The 25,711-nt window shown below is 63.2% G+C and carries 26 protein-coding genes; 14 read left to right on the plus strand and 12 right to left on the minus strand.

Translation table 11 applies throughout. The annotated features are described in order from the left end of the window. Positions 1-119: 119 nt before the first annotated feature. Positions 120-641, minus strand: coding sequence for a MarR family winged helix-turn-helix transcriptional regulator (locus tag C7440_RS01805; RefSeq protein ID WP_116517261.1), 522 nt, complete (start codon positions 639-641; stop codon positions 120-122). 76 nt (positions 642-717) lie between these two features. After that, complete coding sequence (locus C7440_RS01810) at positions 718-1,362, minus strand: nuclear transport factor 2 family protein (protein WP_116517262.1); 645 nt, start codon at positions 1,360-1,362, stop codon at positions 718-720. A gap of 328 nt (positions 1,363-1,690) precedes the next feature. On the opposite strand from C7440_RS01810, the gene C7440_RS01815 reads away from it, so the two are divergent. From C7440_RS01815 to C7440_RS01840, 6 genes are all read left to right on the plus strand, one after another. Next, entirely contained in the window at positions 1,691-2,485 is a 795-nt protein-coding gene (locus C7440_RS01815) for an isochorismatase family protein (protein ID WP_116517263.1), read from the plus strand. Further along, positions 2,469-3,107, plus strand: a complete 639-nt coding sequence (locus tag C7440_RS01820; protein WP_243410807.1) for an isochorismatase family protein — start codon at positions 2,469-2,471, stop codon at positions 3,105-3,107. Before C7440_RS01815 ends, C7440_RS01820 begins: the two co-directional genes overlap by 17 nt. A 61-nt stretch (positions 3,108-3,168) precedes the next feature. Further along, positions 3,169-4,206: an ABC transporter substrate-binding protein gene (locus tag C7440_RS01825; RefSeq protein WP_116517264.1), complete on the plus strand. Its 1,038-nt coding sequence runs from the start codon at positions 3,169-3,171 to the stop codon at positions 4,204-4,206. Next, entirely contained in the window at positions 4,203-5,048 is an 846-nt protein-coding gene (locus tag C7440_RS01830) for an ABC transporter ATP-binding protein (protein WP_218940594.1), read from the plus strand. Before C7440_RS01825 ends, C7440_RS01830 begins: the two co-directional genes overlap by 4 nt. Next, positions 5,045-5,800, plus strand: a complete 756-nt coding sequence (locus tag C7440_RS01835) for an ABC transporter permease (protein WP_116517265.1) — start codon at positions 5,045-5,047, stop codon at positions 5,798-5,800. The genes C7440_RS01830 and C7440_RS01835 overlap by 4 nt, the downstream gene beginning before the upstream one ends. Before the next feature lie 31 nt (positions 5,801-5,831). Beyond that, the gene (locus tag C7440_RS01840; protein WP_116517266.1) at positions 5,832-6,704 is read left to right on the plus strand and encodes a polysaccharide deacetylase family protein; all 873 of its coding nucleotides are present in this window, start codon (positions 5,832-5,834) and stop codon (positions 6,702-6,704) included. A gap of 63 nt (positions 6,705-6,767) precedes the next feature. Here C7440_RS01840 and C7440_RS01845 read toward each other — a convergent pair whose 3' ends face one another. Next, the gene (locus C7440_RS01845) at positions 6,768-7,937 is read right to left on the minus strand and encodes an ABC transporter substrate-binding protein (RefSeq protein WP_165832413.1); all 1,170 of its coding nucleotides are present in this window, start codon (positions 7,935-7,937) and stop codon (positions 6,768-6,770) included. Between the two features lie 360 nt (positions 7,938-8,297). Beyond that, on the minus strand, positions 8,298-8,636 hold the full coding sequence (locus tag C7440_RS01850) for a hypothetical protein (protein WP_017524127.1): 339 nt from the start codon (positions 8,634-8,636) through the stop codon (positions 8,298-8,300). 444 nt (positions 8,637-9,080) lie between these two features. Between C7440_RS01850 and ggt the strand changes: the two genes are divergently transcribed. The 4 genes from ggt to C7440_RS01870 all read left to right on the plus strand — a co-directional run bounded on the left by ggt (position 9,081) and on the right by C7440_RS01870 (position 13,165). Further along, on the plus strand, positions 9,081-10,811 hold the full coding sequence (gene ggt, locus C7440_RS01855; protein ID WP_116517946.1) for a gamma-glutamyltransferase: 1,731 nt from the start codon (positions 9,081-9,083) through the stop codon (positions 10,809-10,811). Positions 10,812-10,969: 158 nt separating this feature from the next. Beyond that, the gene (locus C7440_RS01860) at positions 10,970-11,710 is read left to right on the plus strand and encodes an amino acid ABC transporter permease (RefSeq protein WP_116517268.1); all 741 of its coding nucleotides are present in this window, start codon (positions 10,970-10,972) and stop codon (positions 11,708-11,710) included. A gap of 10 nt (positions 11,711-11,720) precedes the next feature. Continuing rightward, entirely contained in the window at positions 11,721-12,410 is a 690-nt protein-coding gene (locus C7440_RS01865; RefSeq protein WP_017524136.1) for an amino acid ABC transporter permease, read from the plus strand. 17 nt (positions 12,411-12,427) lie between these two features. Continuing rightward, positions 12,428-13,165 carry an amino acid ABC transporter ATP-binding protein gene (locus C7440_RS01870; protein ID WP_017524137.1) on the plus strand — a complete coding sequence of 246 codons (738 nt, stop codon included), beginning with the start codon at positions 12,428-12,430 and terminating at the stop codon, positions 13,163-13,165. A 313-nt stretch (positions 13,166-13,478) separates the two neighbouring features. Here C7440_RS01870 and C7440_RS01875 read toward each other — a convergent pair whose 3' ends face one another. The 4 genes from C7440_RS01875 to C7440_RS01890 form a co-directional block, all read right to left on the minus strand. Then, entirely contained in the window at positions 13,479-14,483 is a 1,005-nt protein-coding gene (locus C7440_RS01875; protein WP_017524138.1) for an SDR family oxidoreductase, read from the minus strand. 144 nt (positions 14,484-14,627) lie between these two features. Further along, complete coding sequence (locus tag C7440_RS01880; protein ID WP_116517269.1) at positions 14,628-16,172, minus strand: FAD-dependent oxidoreductase; 1,545 nt, start codon at positions 16,170-16,172, stop codon at positions 14,628-14,630. Positions 16,173-16,339: 167 nt separating this feature from the next. After that, the gene (locus C7440_RS01885) at positions 16,340-17,497 is read right to left on the minus strand and encodes an FUSC family protein (protein WP_116517270.1); all 1,158 of its coding nucleotides are present in this window, start codon (positions 17,495-17,497) and stop codon (positions 16,340-16,342) included. Positions 17,498-17,628: 131 nt separating this feature from the next. Then, positions 17,629-18,654, minus strand: a complete 1,026-nt coding sequence (locus tag C7440_RS01890) for a Bug family tripartite tricarboxylate transporter substrate binding protein (RefSeq protein WP_017524141.1) — start codon at positions 18,652-18,654, stop codon at positions 17,629-17,631. A 95-nt stretch (positions 18,655-18,749) separates the two neighbouring features. Between C7440_RS01890 and C7440_RS01895 the strand changes: the two genes are divergently transcribed. After that, positions 18,750-19,625, plus strand: coding sequence for an EamA family transporter (locus C7440_RS01895; protein WP_017524142.1), 876 nt, complete (start codon positions 18,750-18,752; stop codon positions 19,623-19,625). A gap of 128 nt (positions 19,626-19,753) precedes the next feature. Here C7440_RS01895 and C7440_RS01900 read toward each other — a convergent pair whose 3' ends face one another. After that, positions 19,754-20,107, minus strand: coding sequence for a DUF1428 domain-containing protein (locus tag C7440_RS01900; protein ID WP_116517271.1), 354 nt, complete (start codon positions 20,105-20,107; stop codon positions 19,754-19,756). Positions 20,108-20,260: 153 nt separating this feature from the next. On the opposite strand from C7440_RS01900, the gene C7440_RS01905 reads away from it, so the two are divergent. Continuing rightward, the gene (locus C7440_RS01905; protein WP_116517272.1) at positions 20,261-20,704 is read left to right on the plus strand and encodes a MarR family winged helix-turn-helix transcriptional regulator; all 444 of its coding nucleotides are present in this window, start codon (positions 20,261-20,263) and stop codon (positions 20,702-20,704) included. 30 nt (positions 20,705-20,734) lie between these two features. On the opposite strand, the gene C7440_RS01910 is transcribed toward C7440_RS01905, so the two are convergent. From C7440_RS01910 to C7440_RS01920, 3 genes are all read right to left on the minus strand, one after another. Next, on the minus strand, positions 20,735-21,445 hold the full coding sequence (locus tag C7440_RS01910; protein WP_116517273.1) for a tellurite resistance TerB family protein: 711 nt from the start codon (positions 21,443-21,445) through the stop codon (positions 20,735-20,737). Between the two features lie 163 nt (positions 21,446-21,608). After that, on the minus strand, positions 21,609-22,517 hold the full coding sequence (locus C7440_RS01915; RefSeq protein ID WP_116517274.1) for a DMT family transporter: 909 nt from the start codon (positions 22,515-22,517) through the stop codon (positions 21,609-21,611). Positions 22,518-22,530: 13 nt separating this feature from the next. Further along, positions 22,531-23,598 (minus strand): ligand-gated ion channel, encoded by a 1,068-nt coding sequence (locus C7440_RS01920; protein ID WP_116517275.1) that lies wholly within the window; start codon positions 23,596-23,598, stop codon positions 22,531-22,533. 262 nt (positions 23,599-23,860) lie between these two features. On the opposite strand from C7440_RS01920, the gene C7440_RS01925 reads away from it, so the two are divergent. Together C7440_RS01925 and C7440_RS01930 are read left to right on the plus strand one after the other, a co-directional pair. Beyond that, positions 23,861-24,883 carry a 3-hydroxyacyl-CoA dehydrogenase NAD-binding domain-containing protein gene (locus tag C7440_RS01925; RefSeq protein WP_116517276.1) on the plus strand — a complete coding sequence of 341 codons (1,023 nt, stop codon included), beginning with the start codon at positions 23,861-23,863 and terminating at the stop codon, positions 24,881-24,883. Next, entirely contained in the window at positions 24,880-25,701 is an 822-nt protein-coding gene (locus tag C7440_RS01930; protein WP_116517277.1) for a crotonase/enoyl-CoA hydratase family protein, read from the plus strand. Before C7440_RS01925 ends, C7440_RS01930 begins: the two co-directional genes overlap by 4 nt. Positions 25,702-25,711: the final 10 nt, after the last annotated feature.

The following is a 25,711-nucleotide window of genomic DNA, read 5'->3' on the forward strand; positions in this document are numbered from 1 at the left end:
GTCCATGCCGATAATGGTAAGGATGCCTGACTATTTTGTCAATGGCCGCGTTGAGCGCGCGACAGATGCCGGCGAGGGCGGGCGCCGTCCCCGCCTTGCCCGAAAGTACGGACCGACGTTCAGTCGGTGCCAGCGCGTTGCGCATAGGTGGACAGGGCCTGTTTCAGCGCCGCGAAGCTGTCGGATCCGAGTTCTCCGGCCATCTCTTGTTCGGCGTTGTGCAGGGCCGAGCCAAAAGCCTCGAGCCAGGCCAGGCCCGCTTTTGAAAAGAAGACGATCTTGGCCCGGCCGTCGGCCGGGTCGGGCCGGCGTTCGACGATGCCGCTGGCCTCGAGCTGGTGGATCAGCTCGCTCATGGATTGCTTGGTGATTCCCGCACGCCTTGCCAGTTCGGTTGCGCGGGTACCGGCCAGGTCGAGATTGCGCGTAACGGTGATGTGGCTTAGCGAAAAGCCGTGGTAGCCGGCGGCGTCCATCTGTCGCAGGATGCCGCTTTCGAAGCGGGCGATGGCGTCATTGAGCAGGCGGCCGACGTTCTCGCGGCGCCAGCTGGGGTCGGAGGCATGCGGCCGATCTGAGTCGGGCAGGGAGCGTGGAGCCGCATTGCGGCTGTTGTTCTTGCGGTCTGTGGTGCTGGACATGAAAAGGACGGGCCTGGTTGAAGACCGGAGTGCGTATTCGGGCGCGGCCCGCTTGGGGCGGCGCCTGGAAGCAATTTTATATGCCGCTGGGAACGGGCGGTTCGTCGAAGGGCGAGTCGGCGCCATCGAGCCACTTCTGGCCACGCTGGTACAGGGCCTGGACGATGGGGCCGGTAAGCTCGGGCATGTCGGGCTTGATCTTGAAGCCCAGCCTTGACTGCAGATAGGCAAGATGGCGATAGCCATGGGGGAACTGCCCCAGCAGATTGGGGTCGAGCTCAAGGCGCGCGGCGGGGTCGAGCAGGTCGATGCGGTCTTTTTCGTAGATGGGCTGGCGCCGCACGATGCGCCACTCGTCCTTGCCCGCAATAGTGCGTTGCTCGAAGAAATCATAGAAGCGGCCGGTGCACAGCACATCGGCGAGCTGGCCGTCGACTTCGGCGCGCTGGCTGATGGTCATCTTGGTCTGCGCAATGGCGCGCCTGCCCTGGAGGTCGACGCTGGCGCCGCCCAGGAAATGCAGGATGGAAACCCCGTTCTCGAAGCCGCGGCGGCTGACCTCTATGAACTGCGAGGCCGGACCCTGGAACCAGGTGGCCGACATCCAGCCGTCGTCGTGCCATACGGTGGCAAAGCGCTCCCAGAAGCCGGCGTCGCGCCATACGGCCCAGTTCTGTACGACTTCGGCGATCTGCAAGCGGTGTTGAAACTGCTGGTCCATGCTGATTTCCTTTCTTGGATGGTACTTGCGGAGGCGGCCGGCGGCCGGCCGTGCAGCGGCCCGTGCGCAGTGGGCTCTGGCTGAAAGCCAGGCGCTGAACGCTGCGGGAAGCAAAGCGAAAGTCATGGTAATGCCGCCTGACTATCGCGTCAACGCGAGTCTGCCTGTCTGGAAACGGGCAGGGCAGGAGTTCGAATCGTCATATTGATGTTCTTATAAGCGGAACAATGTTCTAAAAAAATGGCAAAAATGATTTTTCGCGGATAGAATTGGCAAAAAAAGTAGGTTTGAACAAGTTTGGGGCGAGGAGACGGACATTTTTGTACCCATCAATGAAGCGGCTCGCCTGCTGGGCGTTTCGGCCACCACCCTGCGCCGTCTGGAGCACGACGGCCAGGTCAAGGGCTACGGTCTGCGCGTGTACTACACGCCGGGCGGGCAGCGCCGCTATCTCACCGAAGAGATCGAGCGCTTCTACCTGCATCGGGGGTTCTCGGGCCAGATGGGGGTGGGCGAACGTCCCGCCGTGCTCGCCATAGACTGCATCAACGCGTTCACCAACAAGCAGTCGCCGCTGGGCGGCGACTGGGACAAGGAAATCCAGCAGATCAATCGCATCGTTCAGGCGGCGCACAAGGCTGCATGCCCCGTCATCTACTCGCATTCGTACTACGACGAATCGGATCAGGGCCTGCGCTTGTGGGCAAGGAAGATACGCGGCATAGAGGCCCTGACCATGGACTCGAAAGAGGTGGCCCTCGACTCTCGCATGGCGACACGCAAGTCCGACCTTCACCTGTTCTCCAAATACGTGTCGGTCTATTACCAGACCGGCCTGCTGAAGATGCTGCGCGAGAACGGGTGCGACACCTTGTTCATTTGCGGTTTCTCCACCAGCGCGTCGGTGCGGGCCGTAGCCATGGAATCGCCCCAGTATGGCGTGCGCCCGGTCGTACCGGCCGAAGCGGTGGGGGACCGCGACGATTATGTTCATCGGAGCAATTTGTCCGATATCGAGAAGAAGTTCGCCGATGTCGTGCCCGTTCAGGCCGTCGTCGATTACTTGAACGGCCGTGGCGGCAACGGACGCAAGAAAGGAAGGGATGATGGCAATCTGGGATGACGTGCTCGACGAGCAAGACCGGCAGATGTTTGAAAAGGCCAGGATGGGCGGCAAGGCGCTGCAGGGCAGCAAGCCGGCGCTGGTCATCGTGGACATGACCTACGGCTTCGTCGACAGCCGTTTCCGGCTGGGGCATTCCGAAACGGGGTATCCGGCCGTGCAGGCCACGGCGAGGCTGCTCGAGGCGGCGCGGCGCGTGAAGCTGCCCGTGTTCTATACCCGGGGCGTTACCGAAAGCAGCGCGTCGGGAACGGGACTGTGGAAGGGCGGCGAGGCAAAAAGCGTGGAAGAGAACACCGTCGTCCACGAGATTGCGCCCCTGCCCGAAGAGGTGGTGATCGAAAAGCGGCGTCCCAGCGGCTTCTTCGGCACGAACCTCGTGGACATGCTGATCTTCCACGGCATCGACAGCCTGATCGTCACGGGCCTGACCACCAGCGGCTGCGTGCGCGCCACGGTGGTCGACGCATTCTCGTACAACTATCGCGTTGTCGTGCCGCAGGAATGCGTGGCCGACCGCAGCCAGATCTCGCACAAGGTCGGGCTGATGGACATGAACATGAAGTACGCCAACGTCCAGCCTTTGGCGGATGTGCTGGCTTGGTTGGAAGAAAACCCTTGATCAACCCCCAACGCCAACCCGGGACGGGACGGCACATACTGAATAGAAGAGGAGAGGCATCATGACATTACGGACAGGCAACATCGGCAAGTATCTGGGCTTTGTTGCAGCGGCGCTTGCTGCGCTGGCCATGGCGGGCTGCGACAAGCAGCCGCAGGAGACGGCCTCGGCCACGCAGCCGGCTGCGCAATCTGGCGAGCAGTCTTCCGCGCAGGCCGAAAGCGCCATAGCGCTGAACATCGGAACCCTGAAGATCGCGGCGCTTTCCAACCTGTATGCGGCGGACAGGCTGGGCTACTTCCAGCAAGAGGGCCTGAAGGCGACGTTCTCGCCGATGGGAGGGGGCGCCGAACTGCTGCCCGCGGTCAGCGCCGGCAAGATAGACATTACCTTGAGCATCCCGTCGAACGCCATACAGGCACGCGACAAGGGCTTCGATTTCCAGATGGTCATGCAGAACGAGGTGGCGGCCCAGCAAGGCAGCGACAGCCAGGCGGTTTTCGTCAATAAGGACAGCGGCATAGAAAGCGTGAAAGACCTCAAGGGCAAGCGCATCGCCGTGAACTTCATCGGCAACCAGATGTGGCTCTCCATGGTCGAGGTGTTGAAGGAGAACGGCATAGACAAGAACGAGGTCAGCTTCATCGAGCTGCCGTTTCCGAACATGCAGGACGCGCTGGTCAACAAGCAGGTCGATGCCGTGTTCAACGTCGAGCCCTTTACCTCGCGGATGAAGGCGGCGCCCGAGCTGAAAGTAATTTCCTATGCCGCGGTCGAGGCCCTGCCGGGGCAGCCGGTGGGTACTTTCTGGGCGTCGGGCAAGTGGCTCGAGAACAACCGCGAGGCGGCGGAGAAATTCGTGCGCGCCATGCACAAGGCCAACGAGTATCTGGCCCAGAATCCCGACGAAGCGCGCAAGATGGTTGCCGAGTTCACGGGCCTGAAGCTGGAAGTCGTGGAAAAAATGGGGCCTATCCTCTGGAACAGCAAGGTGGACATGGCCACCTGGCAGCGCCTGCTTGACCTGATGAAAGAGTACAAGCTGATCGATGCCGACATGAAGGCGCAGGAGGTCGTGTATCCGACCGCGATGCAATGAACGAAGCGCATAAGCCAGCCGCCGCGGTGCAGCGCACCTTCCCGCCCGGCGCCGAGTCCAATGACTCTTTCTTGCGGGTGCTGGGCATCCGCAAGGATTTCGGCGAAGGCGGCCAGCGGCGCAACGTACTGTCGGGTGTCGACTTCTCCATACAGCGGGGCAGCTTCGTGTCGCTGCTGGGGGCGTCGGGCTGCGGCAAGTCGACGCTGCTGCAGATTATCGCCGGCCTGCAGCAGGCGGACGGCGGCGCTGTGGAACTGGACGGCCAGCGCATCGAGGCGCCGCCCTTCCAGATGCTTTATCTGTTCCAGCAATACACGAAATCCATTTTTCCGTGGCGCAGTGTCAGGGGCAATATTGCCTTCGGCATGGAAAGCCGTAAAAAGTGGTCCAGGCGGGAAATCCGGCAGCGCTGCGATGAGCTCATACGCCTGGTCGGGCTGGAGGGCTATGGCGACTACTATCCGCGGCAGCTGTCGGGCGGCATGCAGCAGCGCGTGGCCATCGCCCGCGCCCTGGCGTGCGAACCCGATGTGCTATTGATGGACGAACCCTTCAGCGCCGTGGACGCCATGACGCGCTCGTCGCTGCAGGACCTGGTGCTGCAGCTATGGTCCAGCCTGGGCCTGACCATCATTTTCGTGACGCACGACGTGGCCGAGGCCGTTTACCTTTCGGATCGCATCATTGTGCTGCGCAAGTCGCCGCACAACGTGGCGCTGGACATGCGCATCGAACTGCCCTACCCGCGAGACCATCTGCTGACTCCCGAGATGCCGGCGTTTTTGCAATACCGACACCAGCTGTTCCAGGAAATCCACAAGGCGGAGGCGGCACGATGAGAATGGCCAGACTTTGCCGTACGCGGCTGGTGGGGGTTCTGCTGATCGTCTTGCTGGCGATCGGCTGGGAACTGATCGTGCGCACGGGGGTTTCCACATCGCCCTCGGTGCCGCCCATCAGCAGCATCTTCGCCGAATGGGGCAGGCTGATCGTATCCGGCGTGATTCCCAACCAGCTTGGCGCCAGCCTGTACCGCATGTTCATCGCCTACTTCATTGCATCGGCGCTGGGGGTCGGCATAGGCCTGCTCATGGGGTATTTTCGCTTTGTCGACAACCTGCTCGAGCCCTTGGTCGAATTGCTGCGGCCCGTGCCCACGCCGTCGTACATTCCCATCGCCATCTTGCTGCTGGGGCTGGGAACCGAGATGAAGGTCTTCCTGATAGCGGCGGCCACCTTCTTTCCAGTGCTGCTCAATACCTACAGCGGCGTCAAGCAGGTGGACCCGGTGCAGATCGACACCGGCAGGACCTTCTGCCTGAGTTCCGCCGAGATACTCTGGAAGATCATTCTTCCGGCCACCGTGCCGCAGATCTTCACCGGCTTGCGCATCAGCCTGGGAATCGGCCTGATCATGGTGGTGATCTCTGAAATGGTGGCGGCCAACAGCGGCATCGGCTATTTCATTCTGCAGGCCCAGCGCACTTTCGAGGTGTCGCAGATGTACGCGGGCATCTTTACGCTGGGCGTGGTGGGTTATGTGCTGAATTTCATTTTCGTTCGTATCGAAAGAAAAATCGTGCATTGGTAGCGCAACGGCATTTTTCAGGAGACGCTGTTTTATGGAATACCCCGTACAGTACCTGGCCGGCATAGACAGGGCCCCCATACACTGGCCGGACGGCGCCCGCATTGCCGTCAACCTGGTCGTGAACATCGAATACTTCGAACCCGGCGTGCCCGCCACCTCGATCAACCCGGGCTTTGCGGGCTTCGTGCCCGACGTGTACAACCATTCATGGCGCGACTACGGCGTGCGCTCGGGGCTGTGGCGCTTGGCGCGTGTGCTGGACCGGCATGGCATTACCGCGACTGTGGCTTTGAACGCCTTGGTATGCAGGCATTACCCGCGCGTCATCCAGGAACTGGTCCGGCGGCGCTGGGAAATCATGGGCCACGGGCTGACCAACTCACAGATACTGACGAAGCTGGCGCCCGAAGCCGAGAAGCAGGTCATTGCCGAAACCCTTGACATGATCGAGGCGGCCACGGGAACGCGGCCCGAAGGCTGGCTGAGCCCCGCGCTGGCCGAATCATGGGAAACCCCCCGCCTGCTTGAAGAAGCGGGCGTGCGCTATGTATGCGACTGGCTCAACGACGACGAGCCCTACCTTATGGACACGCCCAACGGCACACTGCTTTCCATGCCGTACTCGGGCGAGATCAACGACATCCATTGCTTTCTGCGCGCGGGCTATGACGGGCCGCGCTATTTGCAGTTGCTGAAGGACCAGTTCGATGTGTTGTACGAAGAAGGGGAGCGCAGCGGAACAGTCATGACCATTCCGCTGCATCCTTTCATTGTCGGCCACCCGTTCCGGGCCAAATACCTGGATATGGCGCTGGACCATATGCGAGGCAGGCCCGATGTGTGGTTTGCCACGGGCGGGCAGGTGGCGCAGGCCTATCTGGCGGGCCGCGACGCGGCCGCCTGAAATGAAATCGGCGCCGGCAGGGGATGCCGGCGCCGCACATCAAGGCTTGCAGGCCGCGCGTTTTTACAGGCCCGGGTCTTTTACGTCTTTGAAGGTTTCGAATTCGACGTTGTAGATCTGGCCGTCGACCATTTCAGAGCGGCGAATATAGACGTTTTGCACGATGTCGCGCGTTTCGGGGTCGATGGAGATGGGGCCGCGCGGGCTGGTCCAGCTCATGCCCTTCATGGCCTCGACCAGTTGATCGCCCGTGGCATTGGCGCCGGCTTTTTCAAGCGCGGCGTAGATCAGGTGCATGCCGTCGTAGCCGCCCACCGACATGAAGTTGGGGCGCATGGTGTTGTTGGAGATCTTGCGGAAGGCTGCAACGTACTCTTTGTTTTCGGGCGAGTCGTGGGCGGCCGAATAGTGCTGCGAAGTGACGATGTCGAGCGCTTCGGGGCCCATGCTGGGCAGCAGGTCGTCGTCGAGCACGTCGCCCGTGCCGATAAGCTTGATGCCGGCGTCTTTGAGGCCTTTCTCGGCGAATTGCTTCATGAGAGACGAGCCCGCGCCCGAGGGCACGAAGATGAAGACGGCGTCGGGCTTGCTGTCTTTGACGCGCTGCAGGAAGGGAGCGAAGTCGGGGTTTTGCAGCGGAACGCGCAGGGAGTCGACGATTTCGCCGCCCGCCTTGGTGTACTCTTTGACGAACACTTTTTCAGAGTCGTGGCCAGGGCCGTAGTCGGAGATGAGGGTGGTTACCCGCTTGATGCCCGACTCGGGACGTGCCGCCCACTGGGCCATGGGCTGGACAATTTGCGGCACCGTTTGCGAAGTGCGAACGATGTAAGGCGATTTTTCCATAATGGAAGAGGTGGCTGCGGCCATGACCACCATGGGGGTCTTGGACTGCGTGGCCACGGGTGCGGCGGCAAAGGCCAGCGGCGTCAGGCCGAAGCCAGCCAACACGTTGACCTTTTCTTGCACGACCAGTTCCTGGGCCAGGCGCTTGGTGACTTCAGGAGCCAGGCCGGTGTCGTCTTTGAGAATGACCTGGATCTTGCGGCCGGCGACTTCGTCGCCATGCTGTTGCATGTACAGGCGCGTGGCGGTTTCGATTTGCTTGCCGGTCGAGGCGAAGGGGCCGGTCATGGGCAGGATGAGCCCGATCTTGAAAGGCTCGGCTGCCTGAGCGGATGTGGCTGCGGCCAAAATGCCCGTTGCCAGCACGGTCTTCAATAGGCGTTTCATTGTGTCTTCTCCACAGGTTGTTAGCTATTTGCGCCATCCATGGGCGGATGAACCCTAGTGTCCTGTTTGGCTAATATAAGCACACAATTAATCAAACAGGACACTGCATTTTTCTACAGCACTTGAAATTATGACCGGAGAAAAAATAATTGCACAGGTCCTAACGCATTTTGTCATATTCAGTGTACTTTGTCTCGATGCAATTCTTACAGGTTTCTGAAGAGGCCTGGCCAGCTGGAAGCGAAAGAAAGGCGGCTTGCCCGGCCATGGGGACAAGCCGCCTTACTGATATTGAGTGTTCGGAACGTGGCCAAGGGCGAGCCGGCGGGCGCTACCGCGCGCTAGCCCGCAAATCCCGGATCAGTGGCGATGCCGGTGGTGATGCTTGTGCCCCTTGTAGTGGTTTCTTTTGACGTGACGGTGGGGCGGGCCGCTGTAGTGGTTGCGGCCACGGTTCCAGTCGCGGCCGCGATAGCGGGGCTCTTCGGTAAGGATGTTGCCCAGGAGGCCGCCGGCGGCGGCACCGCCGATGGTATATAGCGGGTCGCCCTGCGAAATGACGGCCCCGGCGGCGGCGCCCAGGCCGGCGCCGATCAGGGTGTTGTCGGTTTTGCGGTCGCGGGCGTTTGCACAGCCGGCCATGGAAAGGGCCAGCAGGCCGACCAGGCCGAAGCGCGCGATATTGGTTCGTATGTTCATGTGAGGCTCCATTCCCATTGCATGATGGGGGAAGCGTAGTCACCGGCTATTCGGCGCGCAAGCCGAAAAAGCCGTTTTGCAGCGTACTGAAACCAATTAGGCCGGTTGGGGCTCGTTTGGTAACTTTTGTGTTTCCGCCAGGGCGGGAAGCGTTAGAAATCGTACAGATTGTGAGCGCGATTCTGAAGCGGATATTTGCGGCTTTTGCCGCGGACTCCGGTCGCATGGCCGTTCTGAGGTTAGCGACGGCAAACTAGCATGCACTATATTGGGGGCAATGTGTTCCGGCGCTGCGTACCGCCGGGACAAAGCGCGAATTATTTGAAAAAGGGGGGAAGGCCGGACATGCGGTTTGGAATAGAGCGGCTTGCAACGACATTGATGCTGACCTGGGCCTGCGGCTTCGGCGCGGTGGCCGGGGCAGCGCAAACAGCCGCTCCCGCGATGCTGTCCCGGGGCCCCGAAGCCCACGGCAACCCGCAGGGAATGCAAGCGCGGCCCGTGTCCGACGAGCACACAAACCCCGAGGGGGGCAGCGGCTATACGGAAAAGGCTTTGGTGCGCGGCGAACATTTCATGATCGCCACGGCCAACCCGCTTGCATCCGAGGCGGGCTACGAAATGCTGCGGCGGGGAGGCAGCGCCGTGGATGCCGCGATCGCCGCGCAACTGGTGTTGAATCTTGTCGAGCCCCAGTCATCGGGCATTGGGGGCGGCGCCTTCATGGTGTACTACAGCCAGGCGGACGACAAGCTCATTGCCTACGATGGGCGCGAGACCGCGCCCATGTCCGCACAATCCGCCCGGTTCATGCACGACGGCCGGCCGCTGCCGTACGGCGCGGCCGTCAACAGCGGCATGTCGGTGGGGGTTCCCGGCGTGTTGCGGGCGGTGGAGCTTGCTCATGGGCAGCATGGCCTGCTGCCCTGGCCCGACCTGTTCCAGCCCGCCATCAATATCGCCGAAAACGGGTTTCCGGTGTCGCGGCGCATGCACATGATGGTCGCCCGCAGCAAGGCCCTGGCCAGGCAGCCCGCGGCAGCGGCCTATTTTTTCGATGATGAGGGCAAGCCCTGGCCGGTGGGGCATGTGCTGAAGAATCCCGAGTTTGCCAAGGTTCTGCGCCTTATCGCAGGGCAGGGCGCGGACGCCTTTTATACAGGCAGTATTGCGCATGATATTGTCGACGCGGTGCGCACGCACGATACGCCCGGCGACCTTGCGCTGGCCGATATGGAGGGCTACGAGGCCAAGCAGCGGCAGGCCTTGTGCGGAGCTTATCGCTCGTATCGGGTTTGCGGCATGCCGCCGCCCAGCTCGGGCGTGCTGGGCATTTTGCAGATGCTGGGCATTCTTGAGCAGTTTCCCATGTCGAGCTATGAGCCGACCAGCCTGCAGGCCGTTCATTATTTTTCAGAGGCTGGGCGTCTGGCCTATGCGGATAGGGATTACTACGTTGCGGACCCGGGTTTTGTCGATGTGCCCGTCAAGGCCCTGATAGACCCAACGTATCTGAAGGCCAGGGCGGCGCTTATCGACGCGGACCGAAGCATGGGCGTTGCGCCGCCGGGCGATCCTGTGTCGCGCCTGGCATCGCTGGGACGCGACAACGCCCTCGAGATTCCGTCCACCAGCCATATCGTTGCGGTGGATGCGCAGGGCAATGTGCTGTCGATGACCACCACGATAGAGTCGGCCTTCGGCAGCAAGATCTTTGTCCATGGCTTCTTGCTGAACAACCAGCTTACCGATTTCTCTCTCAACCCCATGGACCGGCAAGGCCGGCTTGTGGCCAACCGTGTCGAGCCCGGCAAGCGGCCGCGCAGCACCATGGCGCCCGTCATTGTGTTCCGCGAGGGCAAGCCCTACATGGCGGTGGGTTCTCCGGGCGGCAGCGCGATCATGAACTATGTGGCCCAGGCTCTGGTGGGGGTAATGGATTGGAAGCTGGACATACAGCAGGCGATCTCGCTGCCTCATTATGGCAGCCGCAACAGGCAGACCGAGCTTGAGCGGGGCACTTCGCTCGAAGGCCTGGCCCAGCCGTTGCGCGCCATGGGCCACGAAGTGAACCTGCTTGAGTTCCCGAGCGGCCTCCAGGGGATCGTGATCGATGAGCACGGCCTGTCGGGAGGAGCCGACCCGCGCCGCGAGGGCGTGGCGCTGGGCGATTGATGCTGGACGCGAGGCGAGAAAGAATTTACGATAGATGGCTGGCGCAAGTGGATAAGCAGGCGGGCTCGTTGCATGGGTCAACCACGCGGCCTCGCCCGCGCCCGGCCTTTGCCGCCCAGTGCGGCCCTTTTAGCGTTAACAAACCCTAAAGCGTTGCTATGAATTACAACTGGAACTGGATGGTTTTCTGGGACCCTTCGCCGGATGGCACGGGAACCTATCTGTATACGCTGATTCGCGGCGTGTACTGGACGCTGGGGGCTTCGGCCGCTGCCTGGATCATCGCGCTGGCTTTCGGCGTGGTGGTGGGTGTTTTGCGCACGAGCGGCATCGGCTGGCTGCAGCGCGTGTGCGCCGGCTATGTAGAGCTGTTTCGCAACGTGCCGCTGCTGGTGCAGATATTCCTGTGGTACTTCGTAATGCCCGAGGTGGTGCCCGAGTCGCTGGGCAACGCCATCAAGTCGGCCGACCCTACATGGAGCACGTTCTGGACGGCGGTGATTGCGCTGGGGCTGTTTACGTCGGCGCGCATTGCCGAGCAGATACGTGCGGGCATAGAGTCGCTGCCGCGCGGGCAAGGCATGGCGGCCACGGCGCTGGGTCTGACGCGGCCGCAGGCCTACCGCTATGTGCTGCTGCCCATCACGGCGCGCATCATCATGCCCCCGCTGGCCTCTGAAGCCCTGAACCTGATCAAGAACTCGTCGGTGGCCTTTACCATCGGCCTGCTGGAGCTGACCGGCGCCGCGCGCGCCATGCAAGAGTTCACCTTCCAGATATTCGAATCGTTTGCGGCGGCGACGGTGCTGTACCTGATCATCAATATATTGGTGGTTGCCGGCATGCGCCATATAGAACGACGGCTGCAGGTGCCCGGGTACCTGGGCGCGGCAAGGTAGGGGGCGCGCAATGAACGGATTCGATTTCGACACGATCGTGCGCACGGCGCCCTACCTGTTCAAGGTGGGCCTGGTGTTTACCTTGAAGCTTACGTTTCTCTCCACGGTGGGCGCCATCGTGCTGGGCACTTTGCTGGCCATGATGCGCCTGTCGTCCAACCGCTTGCTGTCGGGCGTGGCGGGCACGTATGTGAACCTGATGCGGGCCTTGCCGCTGATCCTGATTATTTTCTGGTTCTATTTCCTGGTGCCCTATATTGTGGGCTGGGTCACGCAGGCAGGCCGGCCCATTGCGGTGGGCGGGTTCACGTCGGCGCTTATCACTTTCGTGCTGTTCGAGGCGGCGTATTTCTGCGAGATCATGCGCGCAGGCATACAGTCCATTCCCAGCGGGCAGGCGGGGGCAGGCTATGCGCTGGGGCTCAACTACTGGCAGGTAATGGGCAAGATCGTGCTGCCGCAGGCCTTCCGCAACATGACGCCCTTGCTGCTGACGCAGATGATCGTGGTGTTCCAGGACACTTCTCTGGTTTATGTACTGTCGCTTACCGACTTTCTCGGGGCGGCCAATAATGTGGCGCAGCGCGACGGGCGGCTGGTGGAGATGTTCGTGTTTGTGGCCGTGGTCTATTTCATTATTTCGTACACGGCGTCGCGCCTCGTGAAGGTTGTCGAGCAGCGCATGGCGATCGCCCGTTAAGGTGCAAGGAGTTTGCAGTGATTGAATTCAAGAATGTGAGCAAGTGGTACGGTTCGTTCCAGGTCCTGAATAACTGCTCGACCTCGGTGAACAAGGGCGAGGTCGTGGTGGTGTGCGGGCCGTCAGGGTCGGGCAAGTCTACGTTGATCAAGACGGCGAATGCGCTGGAGCCATTCCAGGAAGGCGAGATCTGGGTCAACGGGGTTTCGGTGGGGGCGCGCGATACGAACCTGCCGAAGCTGCGTGCGCAGATCGGGATGGTGTTCCAGCACTTTGAGTTGTTTCCGCATTTGTCGGTGATGCGCAATCTTACTTTGGCCCAGGTGAAGGTGCTGGGCCGCAAAGAGGCCGAGGCGCAGCGGCGTGGACGCGAGCTGCTCGAACGCGTGGGGCTAAGCGCGCATGTGGACAAGTTTCCGGGGCAGTTGTCGGGCGGTCAGCAGCAGCGGGTGGCGATTGCCCGGGCGCTGGCGATGGATCCGGTGGCGATGCTGTTCGACGAGCCTACTTCGGCGCTTGACCCCGAGATGGTGAACGAGGTGCTGGACGTGATGGTGGACCTGGCGAGCGAAGGGATGACCATGATGGTGGTGACACACGAGATGGGGTTTGCCCGGAAGGTGGCCGACCGGGTGGTTTTCATGGATGAAGGCGCGATTGTGGAAGACTGCCCCAAGGAAGAGTTTTTTGGAAATCCTGAGGGGCGGTCTGAGCGGGCGAAACAGTTCTTGTCGAAGATACTCTCGCACTCTTGATTTTTGAGCCGTATTGGGTTCTTGAACGCCGCCGGAGGTGGAAAGTCTTTCGGCGGGCGGTCGGGCGGTCCGGCTTTGCCGGACTCCCCGCGTCTACCTCGTACGCGTGGGCGGCGAAAGAACTCGCCCTCAGCGCTACGCGCTTCGGAGCTCAGACAGGCTTTCGCCGAAAGCCCCCACGCTGCCTTCGGTAGCACGCGGCGCCCTCCGACGCCCGCCGAAAGACTTCCCTCCTCCGACGGCTTGCGTTTTTGGCCTGCCAAGATTGGCCCATCACGGGGCCTGCCAAGGCAGGTTAGCGGAGGGGAGGTTGCTACCCCGGCGTGCCAGTCACGGGCAATACGATGCCGGTGATGTAGCTTGAGCATACGGGGGCGGCCAGGAATACATAGGCGGGAGAGAGCTCTTCGGGTTGGGCGGGGCGGCCCAGCTTGGCGCTTTTGCCGAATGATTCCAGTTGTTCGGGCTGGCGGTCGGCGGGGTTCAGGGGGGTCCAGACGGGGCCGGGGGCCACGGCGTTGACGCGTATTTCTTTTTTTGCCAGGTTGGATGCCAGCGACATGGTGAAGGCGTGGATGGCGCCTTTGGTGGTGGAGTAGTCCAGCAGTTCGCCCTGGCCGCGCAGGCCGGTTACAGAGCCGGTGTTGATGATGCTGGAGCCGGGCTTCAGGTGGGGCAAGGCGGCGCGGGCCATGTAGAAGTAGCCGTAGATATTGGTGCGCATGGTCTCGTCGAAGCGTTCGTCGCTGATGTCCTCGAGCGATGCGGCGTGCTCCTGGAAGGCGGCGTTGTTGACGAGGATGTCCAGCTGGCCGAAGGCTTCTACGGTCTGCCTGACTGCGTCGCGGCAGAAGGTGGGGTTCTTTACGTCGCCGGGAATGCAGATGGCGCGCCGGCCTTCGGCTTCGATGTGGCGGCAGGTTTCCCTGGCGTCTTCGTGCTCGTTGAGGTAAATGATGGATACGTTGGCACCCTCGCGGGCGAACAGCACCGCGACGGCACGGCCTATGCCCGAGTCGCCGCCGGTAACAATGGCCGACATGCCGCGCAGTTTTTCGCTGCCCTGGTAGTCGGGCGCCATGAATTGCGGCCGGGGGTCCAGTTGGCTTTCATCGCCGGGTTTTTCAAGTTTCTGGCCGGGCATGGGCGGCTCGGGATGTTCGCGCGGACCGGTCTGCGCGGCTTCCTCCTGTTGCCCCTTTTTCGAGGCATCGGCCTTCTGGCTGTCGCGCCTGTCCTGCTCGTCCTGCAGGCGGCGCTGCTTTTCGGCGGTCTGCTCGGCTTGGGCGCGGTCGTCCTGATGTTTTCCTTGGGTCATGTCTGCTCCTGCATGCAAATGTCTTGGGGTGTTCCCGGAGGCGCCAAGCCGGGGGCAAGTGGCGTGCCTCGTCAGGAAGGCGATGAAGCCCCGTTTCCGGGCACTGCCGCGCTACGCACGTGGCTGGCGCATGCGTGAGGGAATTCATGGCGAGCCGCTCTCTCCATTGGACGGCTCGGGTTCTTCCAGCGGCGAGGTGGCGGGGCCGTGCAATACGGCGCCGTCATGGCCGAAGCGGGAGCCGTGGCAGGGACAGTCCCAGGTCAGGTCGACTTCGTTCCATTCCACAATGCAGCCCATATGGGTACAGACTGCCGAAAGTTCGTGCAGCTTGCCGTCCATGTCGCGGTAGCGCGCGATGCTCTTGCCGTTGGCCCGCAGGACGCGCGCCTCGCCCAGCGGCAGGTGGGACGATGCATCGGAAGAGTTGGGCGCCAGGCGCTCGGCCACGAATTGCTTGGCGGAATTCAGGTTCTCTTTGACGAACTCCGCACCCCCCGCCAGGGGCTTGATTCTCGTGGCATCGAAGAGCCTGGCGCAGGGGTTCTCACGCTGCAGAATCTGGTCGGCGATGAGGCGGGCGGCTACGACGCCATTGGTAATGCCCCAGGCATCGAATCCGGTGGCGACGTAAAGCTGGGGAGTGGAGCCCGAGGCCCGGCCGACGAAGGGCATGCCATCCATGGGCCGGAAGTCTTCGTTCGTCCAGCGATAGGCGGGTTCCGCAATGGAGAAGTGCTTGCGCAGGAACTCCTCCAGGTCGGCGAAGCTCTGCGATAGCCCTTCCGGCTCGCCGGTCTTGTATTCGGGGCCGACGGCGATGATGTGCGGTACGCCTGTGGAGTTGTCGGTTCGAAATGAGTAGGTGGGTTGGCCGGACGTAATGAACATGCCGTCCAGTTCGCAGCCGGCGGGCAGGGGCGCGGCCGCGACGGTGTGGCTGAATGTGAAGGCCTTGGCGAAGAATTTTCCCTCGGGCACGACGGGCAGGTGGGTGGCAATCACCACGTGCCTGGCGGTCACCGTGTGGCCGGCCTCTGTCTTTACGTGCTGCACTTCGCCGTCCTGCTCAACCCCCACGACCCGGCTCATTTCATACAGCTGCGTGGTGGCGGCGACGGCGCGCGCCAGCCCCGTAAGATAGCGCACGGGATTGAACTGGGCCTGGTCGTCAAAGCAAAGCGCCCTGGTGCAGCTTACCGGAGCGGGCATCTCTTTTATCACGCGCGCAGGCAGGCCCAGCATGGCGGCGACCATGGCTTCGTCGTCGATGTCGGAGGCGGATTCGATGCCGTCTGCATACAGATAGGCCGGCTTGCGCTCGAAGGCGCAGTCGATGCGCTCCTTGCCGACCAGCTTGGCGATGTGCTCGATGGCGTCCTGGTTGGCTCCGGCATAGAGCCTGGCGTTTTCTTCTCCAAAATCGCGGATCAGCCGCCCGTAGATCAGGCCGTGCTGGGAGGTGAGCTTGGCGGTGGAGCGGGCGGTTACCTGCGAGGCGGTGCGCAAGGCTTCCAGGACAATGACTTTCTTGCCGGCGCGTGCCAGCTCGTAGGCGGCCGTCAGGCCGACGATGCCGGCGCCCACGACGACGACATCGGTGCGCGCATCGCCGGCCAGGCTCGGGTAGCTTGTGGGCGGGCCGCCCGCGGCGGCTTCCCAGTAGGTCTGTGTCTTGTTTTCGTGCATGGTGCACCTTTTCGGGTTCGGGCCGCAACAGGCGGCCGGACCGGTGCCCAGCAAGTGATATGCCGCAGGCTCCGACGGCCGAACCGCGGCTGTCGCTGAGGGCGCCTGCCGCGAGGCGGGGCGTGCTGCGGGGCTGAACGAAAAACGGAAGAAGGGCCCGCGGCTGCTTAGCGCCGCGCTTCGAGCTTGTTGCGGCGCCTGTTCAGGTAGACGCGGTCGTCGGCGGTGGAAAAGGCCACGGCGAAGACGATGCCGATGGCGGCGCCCACGATGGTGTCCAGCACCCGCTCGACGGGCATATTGCTATCGGCCACGGGTGCCGCCAGGTGGGTCATGAGCAGCGCCATGGGGGTGATGGTGGCCTGGCCCAGGGCGTAGTTGTAGCTGATGATGATTTCGGTAATGAACTGGAAGAGCACGATGGCGACCAGCACCCACCAGAACGAGGGCGATTGGGCCAGCACGGCCCAGGCGATGCAGGCGCCCAGCACGGTGCCCGCCATGCGCTGCAGGGCGCGGTTCATGGTGATGTGCAAGTGGCTGCCCTGCATGACGGCGGTGGCGCCGATGGCGGCCCAGGCAGGGTAGTGCCAGCCCACGGCATGGGCGATGTAGGCGGCCGCGGCTGCGGCGGCGGTGATGCGGCCCGCGGCGATCAACTGGCTTCTGAAGGGGGGCGAATGCGGCGCCGGGGCGGCGGCGGTGCTGACGGGCTGGGCGCGCAGGCGGTCGGTAGCGATGCAGACGACGATGGCCAGGCCCGCGCCCCAGGCGGTGGCCAGGGTGCGTTCCACCACGGTCAGCCAGGTTTCGGCGGGGCCTCCCAGCACGGCGCCCACCGCAAACACGAACAAGGTGGCGCCAGGGCCGCCCAGGCGCCAGTGTGAGACGGCCATGGTGGCCAGGCCTGCCGCAACCGCCAGCACGGCGATCATCACGGACAGCGAAGCGCCGGCATAAGAGATGAGCGAGGGCACGAACACCGCCGCAACGAATAGTGCGGCGCTGATCGAGACGATGCTGCGCCGCCTGCGCATCGAGGCGAATCGCCCGAACAGTGCGGCCAGCGCGCCAAGCGCGGGAAAGCCGACCATGTGCGCCCACGGCGAAAAATGGATGGTGGTCAGTGCGATCAGCACGGTGATGGCCGCCTGCAGCCCCGCTATGGCGGTGTTCTGGATGGAAGGCGGGGGCGCCAGCAGCAGGCTTTCCTGGAACTGGGTGGGGCGCAGCAGGTCGCGCGCCGATCGGCTGCGGCTGGCGCGATGGCGGCGCCGCGGTCGGGGTTTCGAAGAGGGCGGTGGGGTTTGGTCCGTTTGGGTCATGAATGGTCGGCCCGGCGCATGGCGAGATGGGAGCGAAGCCTGTGCGCCAATAATACACCGCGGGATGTCGCGGGCCGCATCGCGGCCGCGGCGCCGGAGCGCTGGCGGCCGACTTTGCGCTGCGCGACCTGCTACAGGCCCAGGCCGGCGATCAGGGCCTTGTGCTCGGCGGTTTCGCGCTGGATGATGGCGCCGAACTCGCCGGGGGTGGTCGCTGTTGGCGTGAAGGACATTTCCGCAAGTGTCTGGCGCACCTCGGGCTCGGACATGATGCGGGCAAGCTCTGCCTGCAGCGCAAGGATGATTTCGTCGGGCGTGCCCGCGGGCGCCAGCAGGCCCAGCCAGGTGGAAAACTGATAGCCGGCCAGGCCCGCCTCGTCCATGGTGGGCACCTCGGGCAGGCTGGGCAGCCTTTCGGGCGTAAGAGTCGCCAGTGCACGCATCGAGCCGCTTTCGATGTGCGGCAGGGCGACGACGGCGGGTGGAAACATCAGTTGCACTTGGCCGCTGGCGACGGCCAGCGCGGCGGGATTCACGCCCCGGTAGGGTATTTGCGTCATCTGGATGCCCGCCCTGCGGCTGAATATTTCGGTGGCGAGATGAACAGAACTGCCGTTTCCGGACGTGGAGTAATTCAGTTCGCCTGGCCGGCCGCGGGCCACTGCGATCAGCTCTTGCACTGTGGCGGCCTGAACCGAGGGGTGGGCCACGATCAAGTGTGGAACCCAGGCAAACAGGGTAACGGGCGCAAGGTCTTTTACGGGGTCGTACGAAAGCTTCTTGATGGTATAGGGCCCCATGGTGTGGCTGCTGCTTGTTGCCACCAGCAGCGTGTAGCCATCGGGCTTGGCGTGGGCCACATGGCTTTCGCCTATGGTGCCCGTGGCGCCGGCGCGGTTCTCGACCACCACGGCCTGGCCCCAGGCATCTTCCAGCTTCTTGGCGATAAGCCGGGCAGGAATGTCGGAGCTGCCCCCCGGCGGAAATGGCACGACGAGCTTGATCGGCCTGGAGGGGTAGTTGGAAGCCGTGGCGGCCAGGGCGCTGAAGGCCGTGAGACAGCCCACCACAAGCAGGGCGGCCATGCCCAGAAACAGGCGGACGGGAAGTTGAAGAAGGAAGCGCAGGCGGGCGGCGGAGCTTGTTTTTGCTTTCATGGATCGAATTTAAACAATGGCGGCTGCCGCGTCCAGCGGGCGCGGCAAGCTTTCTTTTGCCTGGGGCGGTATTATCTCGTTTTCAAGGTAAATACATGTCGTCATCGCGGCTTTCCACCCTTTGGTGGGACGTTTTCATTACTTCGATCGGGCCTATATTGTGGGGAACGACCTATATCGTCACCACCGAGATCCTGCCCCCCGATCGTCCCTTTACCGCCGCGGTGCTGCGCATCATGCCCGCCGGCCTCATTCTTATTCTTTATACCCGCCTTGTGCCGCCGCGCCGGGAATGGGGACGCATGCTCGTCCTGGCGGCGCTGAACCTGGGGTTTTTCCAGGCCATGCTGTTCGTTGCGGCCTACAGGCTGCCGGGCGGGCTGGCTTCGGTGGTGGGGGCCATACAGCCCTTGCTCATCATGGGCATAGTCTGGGCGGCCGACCGCATACGGCCGGCGCAGCTGGCCGTGTGGGCCGCGATCATGGGCGTGGCCGGCATGGGGGCTTTGCTGCTGTCGCCGGGCTCTACCTGGGACCCCATCGGGGTGGCCGCCGCCGCGGCCGGCGCCCTGGGCATGTCGTTCGGCACCTACCTGACGCGCCGCTGGAGCACCAGCCTGCCCATCCTGGCCTTTACCGGCTGGCAGTTGTTCATAGCCGGCATCATGATCGCGCCGGTGGCCCTGCTGTTCGACCCGCCGCTACGATCGGTGACGCTGTTGCAAGCCTCGGGCTATGCCTATCTGTCGCTGGGCGGCGCCCTGCTGGCCTACTTCCTGTGGTTCCGCGGCGTGGCCCGGCTGTCGCCCGTGGCGGTTTCGTCATTGAACCTGCTTAGCCCGGTGACGGCGGTGGTACTGGGCTGGGCGCTGCTGGACCAAAGCATCAAGGGCCTTGCAATGGTGGGCATGGTGGCTGTGCTGGCCAGCATTTTGCTGGTGCAGTGGGCCAGCAGCAGGCGGCTGCCCTGACCTTCGTGCCGGCCGCGGCGTCCGGCCCAACCGGCGCGCCGGTTGCATTCCCGCCGGCGGGCTTTCAGCGGCCAGGCGACAAGGGGGCCATCCCTGAAAGCTGCACGGGCGGCCTGCCCGCGAAACGCTCATACGTCGAGAATGGGCACAAAGCCGCCGAAGATCATGCGTTTTCCGTCGAAGCTCATTTCGTCGCCCATTTCCTTCATGCGCGGATCATTCATCATTTTTTCCTGCACCGCGGTGCGCACCTCTTTGGAGGGATATTCGAACCAGCTGAAGACCACCTTTTCGTCTTCCTTGGCCTGCACCGCGCGGCGGAAGTCGGTGAGCTTCCCGTCGGGAACATCATCCTCCCAGCATTCGACGAAGCGGCTTACGCCGAACTCCTTGAACAGCGGGGCGACCTTGCTGGCCAGGTCCAGATAAGCCTGCTTGTTGGCGGCGGGAACCGCCACGACAAATCCTTCTACGTAATTCATGTAGTGTCTCCTTGGTGGAATAAAAGGGAAAGGCGCCGGCCCTGGCGGGGCATGAGCGCAAGCCCTGATTTACATGGCCCGCATCTTCCGGCGATGCGGGCCGCGCCATCGTCGCTTGACGATAAGCGTTGATATCAACATAATAAGATCACCATGTCAAAGAGAATTTCATTTGATACAACTTTGCAGGTGCGCGACACCTGCCTGTGCCTGCATGCCCAGCGCGCCGCGCGCGCCCTGGCCCGACGCTTCGACGAAGCGCTGCGGCCCGTGGGCCTGACCAACGGCCAGTTTTCCTTGTTGATGTCCCTGAACAGGCCCCAACCACCGGCCATTGCGCCGGTCGCGCAGTTGCTGGCCATGGATCGCACCACACTGACCGCGGCCCTCAAGCCGCTGCAGCGCGACGACCTGGTCGAGATAGAACCCGATCCGGCCGACCGCCGCAGCCGGCTGTTGAAACTGACGGACGAGGGGCACGCCGTTCTGGCCCGCGCCATGCCCATATGGCGCCGGACGCACGCCGAGATCGAGGCTCAACTGGGCGACCTGGACACCGACGCGTTGCGCAAGGGCTTGGGCGTGTTGGGTTCGTAGCGCGGCGGCTGCCGGTTTTATGAGGCTCAGCTACGAAAGGCTGCGCACCTTGGACTCGAGCTCTTCTTTCAAGCCCTGGGGCAGGGGCAGGCGGCGGGCCAGCTCATCCAGGTAGGCTTTTTCCATATAGCTTTGCTCGTCGGCCACCAGCAGGCTGGCCAGGTAAACCTCGGCTGCGGTTTCGGGCGTGGACGCAAGAGCGGCGACGCTGGCGGGGTCGACCGGATTGGCCAGCTGGGCGTCGAACCAGGCCAGGTCTTCGGGGTGGCTGGTGAGCTTGGCGACTTCCTGGTCGAGCAGTTGCCGTTCGTCGTTGCCGATATGGCCGTCGGCCTTGGCCGCCGCGATCATGGCCGCCAGGATGATGCGCGAGTGCTCTTCGAGCTGGCCCGCGGGCAGGGTGGGGGCCGGCAAGGGCTGGGCAGGGGGCGCCACATTGGGCCCTGCGGCGGCGGGCGCTCCGGCGGCGGCCTGGGCGGCCGTTTTCTGCTGCCAGTCTTGATAGGTCTTCAGTGCCACCGCGCCCAGCGCGGCCGCGCCGCCATAGGCGGCGAACTTGCCGCCCATCTTCCGGAATTTCTTGTTGCCCAGAAGCAGCCCAAGGGCGCCGCCCGCCAGTGCGCCGCCCCCAAAGCCGCCCAGCTTGGAGGCGAGCCCATTTTGGGGGGCGGCGGCCTTGGCGTCCTGGACGAGGCCCTGGCCGGATTGAAGGACTTGTTGCAGCAATTGTTGGATGGACATGTATTACCTCGGTTGAATAATGCGGTGCAGTGAGCCGTGGCGCCTGTGGGTGTTGCGCGGCAAGCATCTATCGCAGACCGTTATTGCGCCGCTTGGTTCCATTTCTTAGGGTCGAGGCTGTGTGCACCGCCGTCGTAATATTCATTAATTTAGCCCGGGCCGCTCAAGCCCGGCGCCCCAGCACCAGGACGCCGGCCAGCACAAATGCCGTACCCACCAGCTGCAGCGGCGTGATGGGCTCGTGAAGTATCCAGGCCGCCAGGAACAGCACGGACACGGGGCCGATGAGGCCCAGCTGCGCCGTCATGGGCGCACCGATGCGCGCCACCGCCCACATGATCATGAAGGTGGGCAGCACGGTATTGACCGTGGCGTGGACGAAGGACAGCTGGTACACCGGCCAGGGCTGATACAGGCCTTGCCATGAATGAATCCATAGGAACTGGATGGTGGTGAACACCGTGGAGGCCGACATGGCATAGGCTACCAGGCGGGTGGCGCCGACCTTCTTGATGAGCTCGCCGGAGCCGATCAGGTACAACGAATACGATATGGCGCTCGCCAGCACATAGGCCACGCCCACGACCACGCCGTCGCCGACATGGGTCAGGTCGTTCAGGAACACGAACACCACGCCGCCGTATGAAAGGGCCAGGGCCAGCCACTGGCGCGGCGCAATGGCGCGCTTCAGGTAGAGGGCGCTGATCAGCAGCACGAAGCTGGGCGCCAGGAACAGGACTACGCGCTCGAGGCCGGCCGAAATGGTCTGCAGCCCAAGAAACGACAGGAAGCTGGACAAGTAATAGCCGATGAAGCCCAGCACCACCAGTTGCCACTTCTGGGTGAATGTCAGCTTGGGTATCAAGCCCAGGCGGGCCTTGCGCGCCTGGTACCAGCCCACCGCCAGGAAGAAGGGCAGCGACAGCAGCATGCGAAAGCCGATGATGGTGACGGCGTCGACGTCGGGATAGCGATAGGTAAGCTTGACCACCACGCCCTTGGCCGAGAACAGGACGGCACCCAGAAGCGCCAGGAAGAATCCGGCCCAGAAGGTCTTGTCGCGAGAAATCATTGCAGCCGCGGCATCAGCCAAGCATTACAAAATAGCCCAGCAGCATCACCATGAGATAAAGCAGGGGGTAGACGCGGCGCACCGAAACATTGAAGCGCAGGGCGCGCTGAGCCCCGTATTCGGTATACAGGGCCGCCACGACGCAAGACGACAGCAATGCCAGGCTGAGCATCACGATGGTGCCATTGAAGAGCACGTCGGAAAGCGTCAGGTAGTGCACCACGGGCAGGTCCCTGTTAAGTACGAACTTCAGGGCAATAGTGGTAAGAATAAGCGTGACCATGCCGCCGATGCGCGGCGATGCATACGAAGACTGGCTGACGATGTTCAGCCAGAGCAGGCCCCACGAGGCCAGCGCGATGACCGTCAGCGGCAGAAAAATCTTGTGCAGGCCGTCGACGAAGTCGTGCTCGACCACGATCTGCAGGTCGATCTGGGGAAAGCGCTGTCCAGGCGTGTCGGGGCGCACGGCGGAAGAGGTATTCCATTCGATGCGGCGGGGGTACCAGTTTCCGTGCAGCACGTCGTCGAGTTGCTGCATGTCTTCACTGGGGCTCAGGTGTTCGAGCTTGAACCGCACCTGCGAGTCGCCCATGGCGACGCTCGTGATGTTGAGCCTGAGGCTGAGGTGGCCGAAGGGGAAGTTGGTCAATTCGCCCGTAAACCGGGGGGACCCCGTGAATTTCTGCCGCAGCACCACTGTTCCGTCGGGGTAGATGGCAAGCGAATGCACGTCGCTCGCCGTCAGACCTTTCTCGCCGGTGACGTCCAGAATGGGGTGCCAGATGGTGTCCAGGTATTTTTCCGCCCGCTTGCCCATCCATACCTGCGGGGCCTGCCCGCGGCCGGAGCCGGCGTATGCCAGGCGGGGATCTTTCCATCGTTGGACGAGCAGGGCGGTGATGTCGTAGGTGCCGGTGCCCAGCTGTATGTCGTTGATGTCTTCCAGGTGCAGGTAGGTATGGATGAGGGTGGGTTCGCGCAGGTCGGGCGGGGCGATGTCGGCCCTGGCCGGGGCCAGGGCCCCCAGAAAAAGAAACAACCCGAAAAAAAACTGCATCAACCCGCGGGGCGTCGCCATTCTTTCTACCTTGTCTGTGGTTTGCGGAAATTGTATGCGAGGCGGGACGGGCGCGGAACAGGGTTTCGCATGGGTGTTGCGGCGTGGCCCCAGTAAGCGGGGCGCGCCAGAACCGGTACTGGTTATTCGGCAAATGATTAACCACTATAGAAAAACGGTGCTATGCGAATGCCTGGCGCCTACGTAAACTGAATCAGCCTTCAATGGCCGTTGCGCTTCCTGTTGCTCAGGGGCCCACCGGCAAGCTCCGAGACCTGTTTCAATGATCCGCAAGAACGACAATCACTTTCCGCCGCCGGACGGCGTCGAGCGCATCGCTGTGCTCGGCATGGGCTCGGTGGGCGCCAGCTGGGCGGCCCTGTTCCTGGCTCGCGGGCTGGAAGTGGTGGCGCACGACCCTGCGCCCGGCGCCGAGCAAAGGGCGCGCGACTTCATCGGCCATGCCTGGCCGGCCCTGGTTCAGCTTGGCCATGCGCAACTTGCCGAACCCGACTGGACGCGATTGCGCTTCGTCGATACCGCCGCCCAGGCGGCGCGCGAGGCGCAAGTCATTCAAGAGAACCTACCCGAAAACCCCGAATTGAAGGCATCGGTGCTGGCCGAGGTCGACGCGGCTGCCGAGCCGCACAAAATACTGCTGTCCAGCACGGGGGGCATTCCGCCCACCCGGATGCAGGCCAGTTGCCGTCACCCCGAGCGCCTGGTGGTGCTGCACCCCTTCAATCCCGCCCACCTGATGCCCCTGGTCGAAGTGGTGGGGGGCGAACATACCTTGCCTGAAGTAGCCCAGTGGGCCATGGAGTTCGCCCGCCATCTGGGCAAGCATCCCATCCAGCTGCACACCGAGGCCAGCGGGCACATGACCAACCGGCTGCAGTTTGCGCTGGTGCGCGAGGCCATATCCTGCCTGCTCGAGGGCGTGGCCAGCGCCCGCGACATCGATGCGGCCGTTCGATACGGCCTGGCGCCGCGATGGGCGCTGATGGGCGGGCTCATGACGCTGCACTTGGCCGGCGGGCCCGGCGGCATGCGGGGCATACTCGACCATGCGGGCGCCGCCATACAGCAGTGGTGGCAGCCCGGCCCCGAGCCGCAGCTTACACCCGACGTCATCCGGCAACTGGCCGAGGCGGCGCAAGAGGTTTCGAATGGCCGGCCGGTGGCCGACTGGGTGCAGTGGCGCGACCAGTCGCTGGTCGACGTGCTGAACCTGCAAAACAGAATGGAATCGGCGGCGCCGCATGGCGACGCCGATTCCGGCAAAAAACAGGATGTTTCCCAATGAATGACGCTACCAACCCTTCTTCAAGCGCACCGTGGCCCGCGCCCCTGCCGCCTTGCCTGAGCGTGTCGCGCCGGGGCACCATCGCCATCCTGGCCTTGAACCGCGTCGCCAAGCGCAATGCGCTCAGCGACGAACTGGTGCTTGGCATGCAAACCTTCTTCTCCAGCATTCCTCCGGATGTGCAGGGCGTGGTCATGCATGGCGCCGGCGACGACTTCTGCGCCGGGCTCGATCTCAACGAGCTGAAGGAAACCACCACGGCCGAAAGCTTCGAGACCTCGATCATCGGCCAAAGGCTGAACGACACGATTCAGTTTTGCAAGGTGCCGGTCGTTGCCGTGCTGCATGGCGCGGTCATCGGCGGCGGGCTGGAACTGGCGGCCGCGGCCCACATACGCATTGCGGAAGAGTCGGCCTACTACGCCCTGCCCGAGGGCACCCGGGGCATCTTCCTGGGTTCGGGCGGTTCGGTGCGCCTGCCGCGGCTGATAGGCGCCGCCGCGGTCATGGACATGATGCTTTCCGGCAGGGTGTACGAGGCGCAAGAGGCCCACACCATACTGCGCCTGAGCCAATACCTGGTGGGGCCGGGCGAAGGGCTGGAAAAAGGCGTGGAGCTGGCCGCCAGGATCGCGCGCAACGCGCCGCTGGCCAACTTTGCCATCATCCAGTCCATTCCGCGCATCGTCGAGCAAGATCCGCAGGCGGGCCTGTTCACCGAAATGCTCATGGTTGGTGTTGCGCAGGGCGACGACGAGGCCAAGGCGCGCTTGCGCGACTTCCTCGAGCGCAAGGCCAACAAGGTGCAGCGCGGTTGAAGCGGCGCAG

It is taken from the genome of Pusillimonas noertemannii (assembly GCF_003096595.1).
Lineage (GTDB): Bacteria > Pseudomonadota > Gammaproteobacteria > Burkholderiales > Burkholderiaceae_B > Pusillimonas > Pusillimonas noertemannii.

What these genes read in the sequence shown, in the direction of transcription:
- C7440_RS01805 (WP_116517261.1), bottom strand. Translation starts at nt 641, where the DNA reads ATGTCCAGCACCACAGACCGCAAGAACAACAGCCGCAATGCGGCTCCA.
- C7440_RS01810 (WP_116517262.1), bottom strand. Translation starts at nt 1,362, where the DNA reads ATGGACCAGCAGTTTCAACACCGCTTGCAGATCGCCGAAGTCGTACAG.
- C7440_RS01820 (WP_243410807.1), top strand. Translation starts at nt 2,469, where the DNA reads ATGGCAATCTGGGATGACGTGCTCGACGAGCAAGACCGGCAGATGTTT.
- C7440_RS01825 (WP_116517264.1), top strand. Translation starts at nt 3,169, where the DNA reads ATGACATTACGGACAGGCAACATCGGCAAGTATCTGGGCTTTGTTGCA.
- C7440_RS01830 (WP_218940594.1), top strand. Translation starts at nt 4,203, where the DNA reads ATGAACGAAGCGCATAAGCCAGCCGCCGCGGTGCAGCGCACCTTCCCG.
- C7440_RS01835 (WP_116517265.1), top strand. Translation starts at nt 5,045, where the DNA reads ATGAGAATGGCCAGACTTTGCCGTACGCGGCTGGTGGGGGTTCTGCTG.
- C7440_RS01840 (WP_116517266.1), top strand. Translation starts at nt 5,832, where the DNA reads ATGGAATACCCCGTACAGTACCTGGCCGGCATAGACAGGGCCCCCATA.
- C7440_RS01845 (WP_165832413.1), bottom strand. Translation starts at nt 7,937, where the DNA reads ATGAAACGCCTATTGAAGACCGTGCTGGCAACGGGCATTTTGGCCGCA.
- C7440_RS01850 (WP_017524127.1), bottom strand. Translation starts at nt 8,636, where the DNA reads ATGAACATACGAACCAATATCGCGCGCTTCGGCCTGGTCGGCCTGCTG.
- ggt (WP_116517946.1), top strand. Translation starts at nt 9,081, where the DNA reads ATGCTGTCCCGGGGCCCCGAAGCCCACGGCAACCCGCAGGGAATGCAA.
- C7440_RS01860 (WP_116517268.1), top strand. Translation starts at nt 10,970, where the DNA reads ATGAATTACAACTGGAACTGGATGGTTTTCTGGGACCCTTCGCCGGAT.
- C7440_RS01865 (WP_017524136.1), top strand. Translation starts at nt 11,721, where the DNA reads ATGAACGGATTCGATTTCGACACGATCGTGCGCACGGCGCCCTACCTG.
- C7440_RS01875 (WP_017524138.1), bottom strand. Translation starts at nt 14,483, where the DNA reads ATGACCCAAGGAAAACATCAGGACGACCGCGCCCAAGCCGAGCAGACC.
- C7440_RS01880 (WP_116517269.1), bottom strand. Translation starts at nt 16,172, where the DNA reads ATGCACGAAAACAAGACACAGACCTACTGGGAAGCCGCCGCGGGCGGC.
- C7440_RS01885 (WP_116517270.1), bottom strand. Translation starts at nt 17,497, where the DNA reads ATGACCCAAACGGACCAAACCCCACCGCCCTCTTCGAAACCCCGACCG.
- C7440_RS01890 (WP_017524141.1), bottom strand. Translation starts at nt 18,654, where the DNA reads ATGAAAGCAAAAACAAGCTCCGCCGCCCGCCTGCGCTTCCTTCTTCAA.
- C7440_RS01895 (WP_017524142.1), top strand. Translation starts at nt 18,750, where the DNA reads ATGTCGTCATCGCGGCTTTCCACCCTTTGGTGGGACGTTTTCATTACT.
- C7440_RS01900 (WP_116517271.1), bottom strand. Translation starts at nt 20,107, where the DNA reads ATGAATTACGTAGAAGGATTTGTCGTGGCGGTTCCCGCCGCCAACAAG.
- C7440_RS01905 (WP_116517272.1), top strand. Translation starts at nt 20,261, where the DNA reads ATGTCAAAGAGAATTTCATTTGATACAACTTTGCAGGTGCGCGACACC.
- C7440_RS01910 (WP_116517273.1), bottom strand. Translation starts at nt 21,445, where the DNA reads ATGTCCATCCAACAATTGCTGCAACAAGTCCTTCAATCCGGCCAGGGC.
- C7440_RS01915 (WP_116517274.1), bottom strand. Translation starts at nt 22,517, where the DNA reads ATGATTTCTCGCGACAAGACCTTCTGGGCCGGATTCTTCCTGGCGCTT.
- C7440_RS01920 (WP_116517275.1), bottom strand. Translation starts at nt 23,598, where the DNA reads ATGGCGACGCCCCGCGGGTTGATGCAGTTTTTTTTCGGGTTGTTTCTT.
- C7440_RS01925 (WP_116517276.1), top strand. Translation starts at nt 23,861, where the DNA reads ATGATCCGCAAGAACGACAATCACTTTCCGCCGCCGGACGGCGTCGAG.
- C7440_RS01930 (WP_116517277.1), top strand. Translation starts at nt 24,880, where the DNA reads ATGAATGACGCTACCAACCCTTCTTCAAGCGCACCGTGGCCCGCGCCC.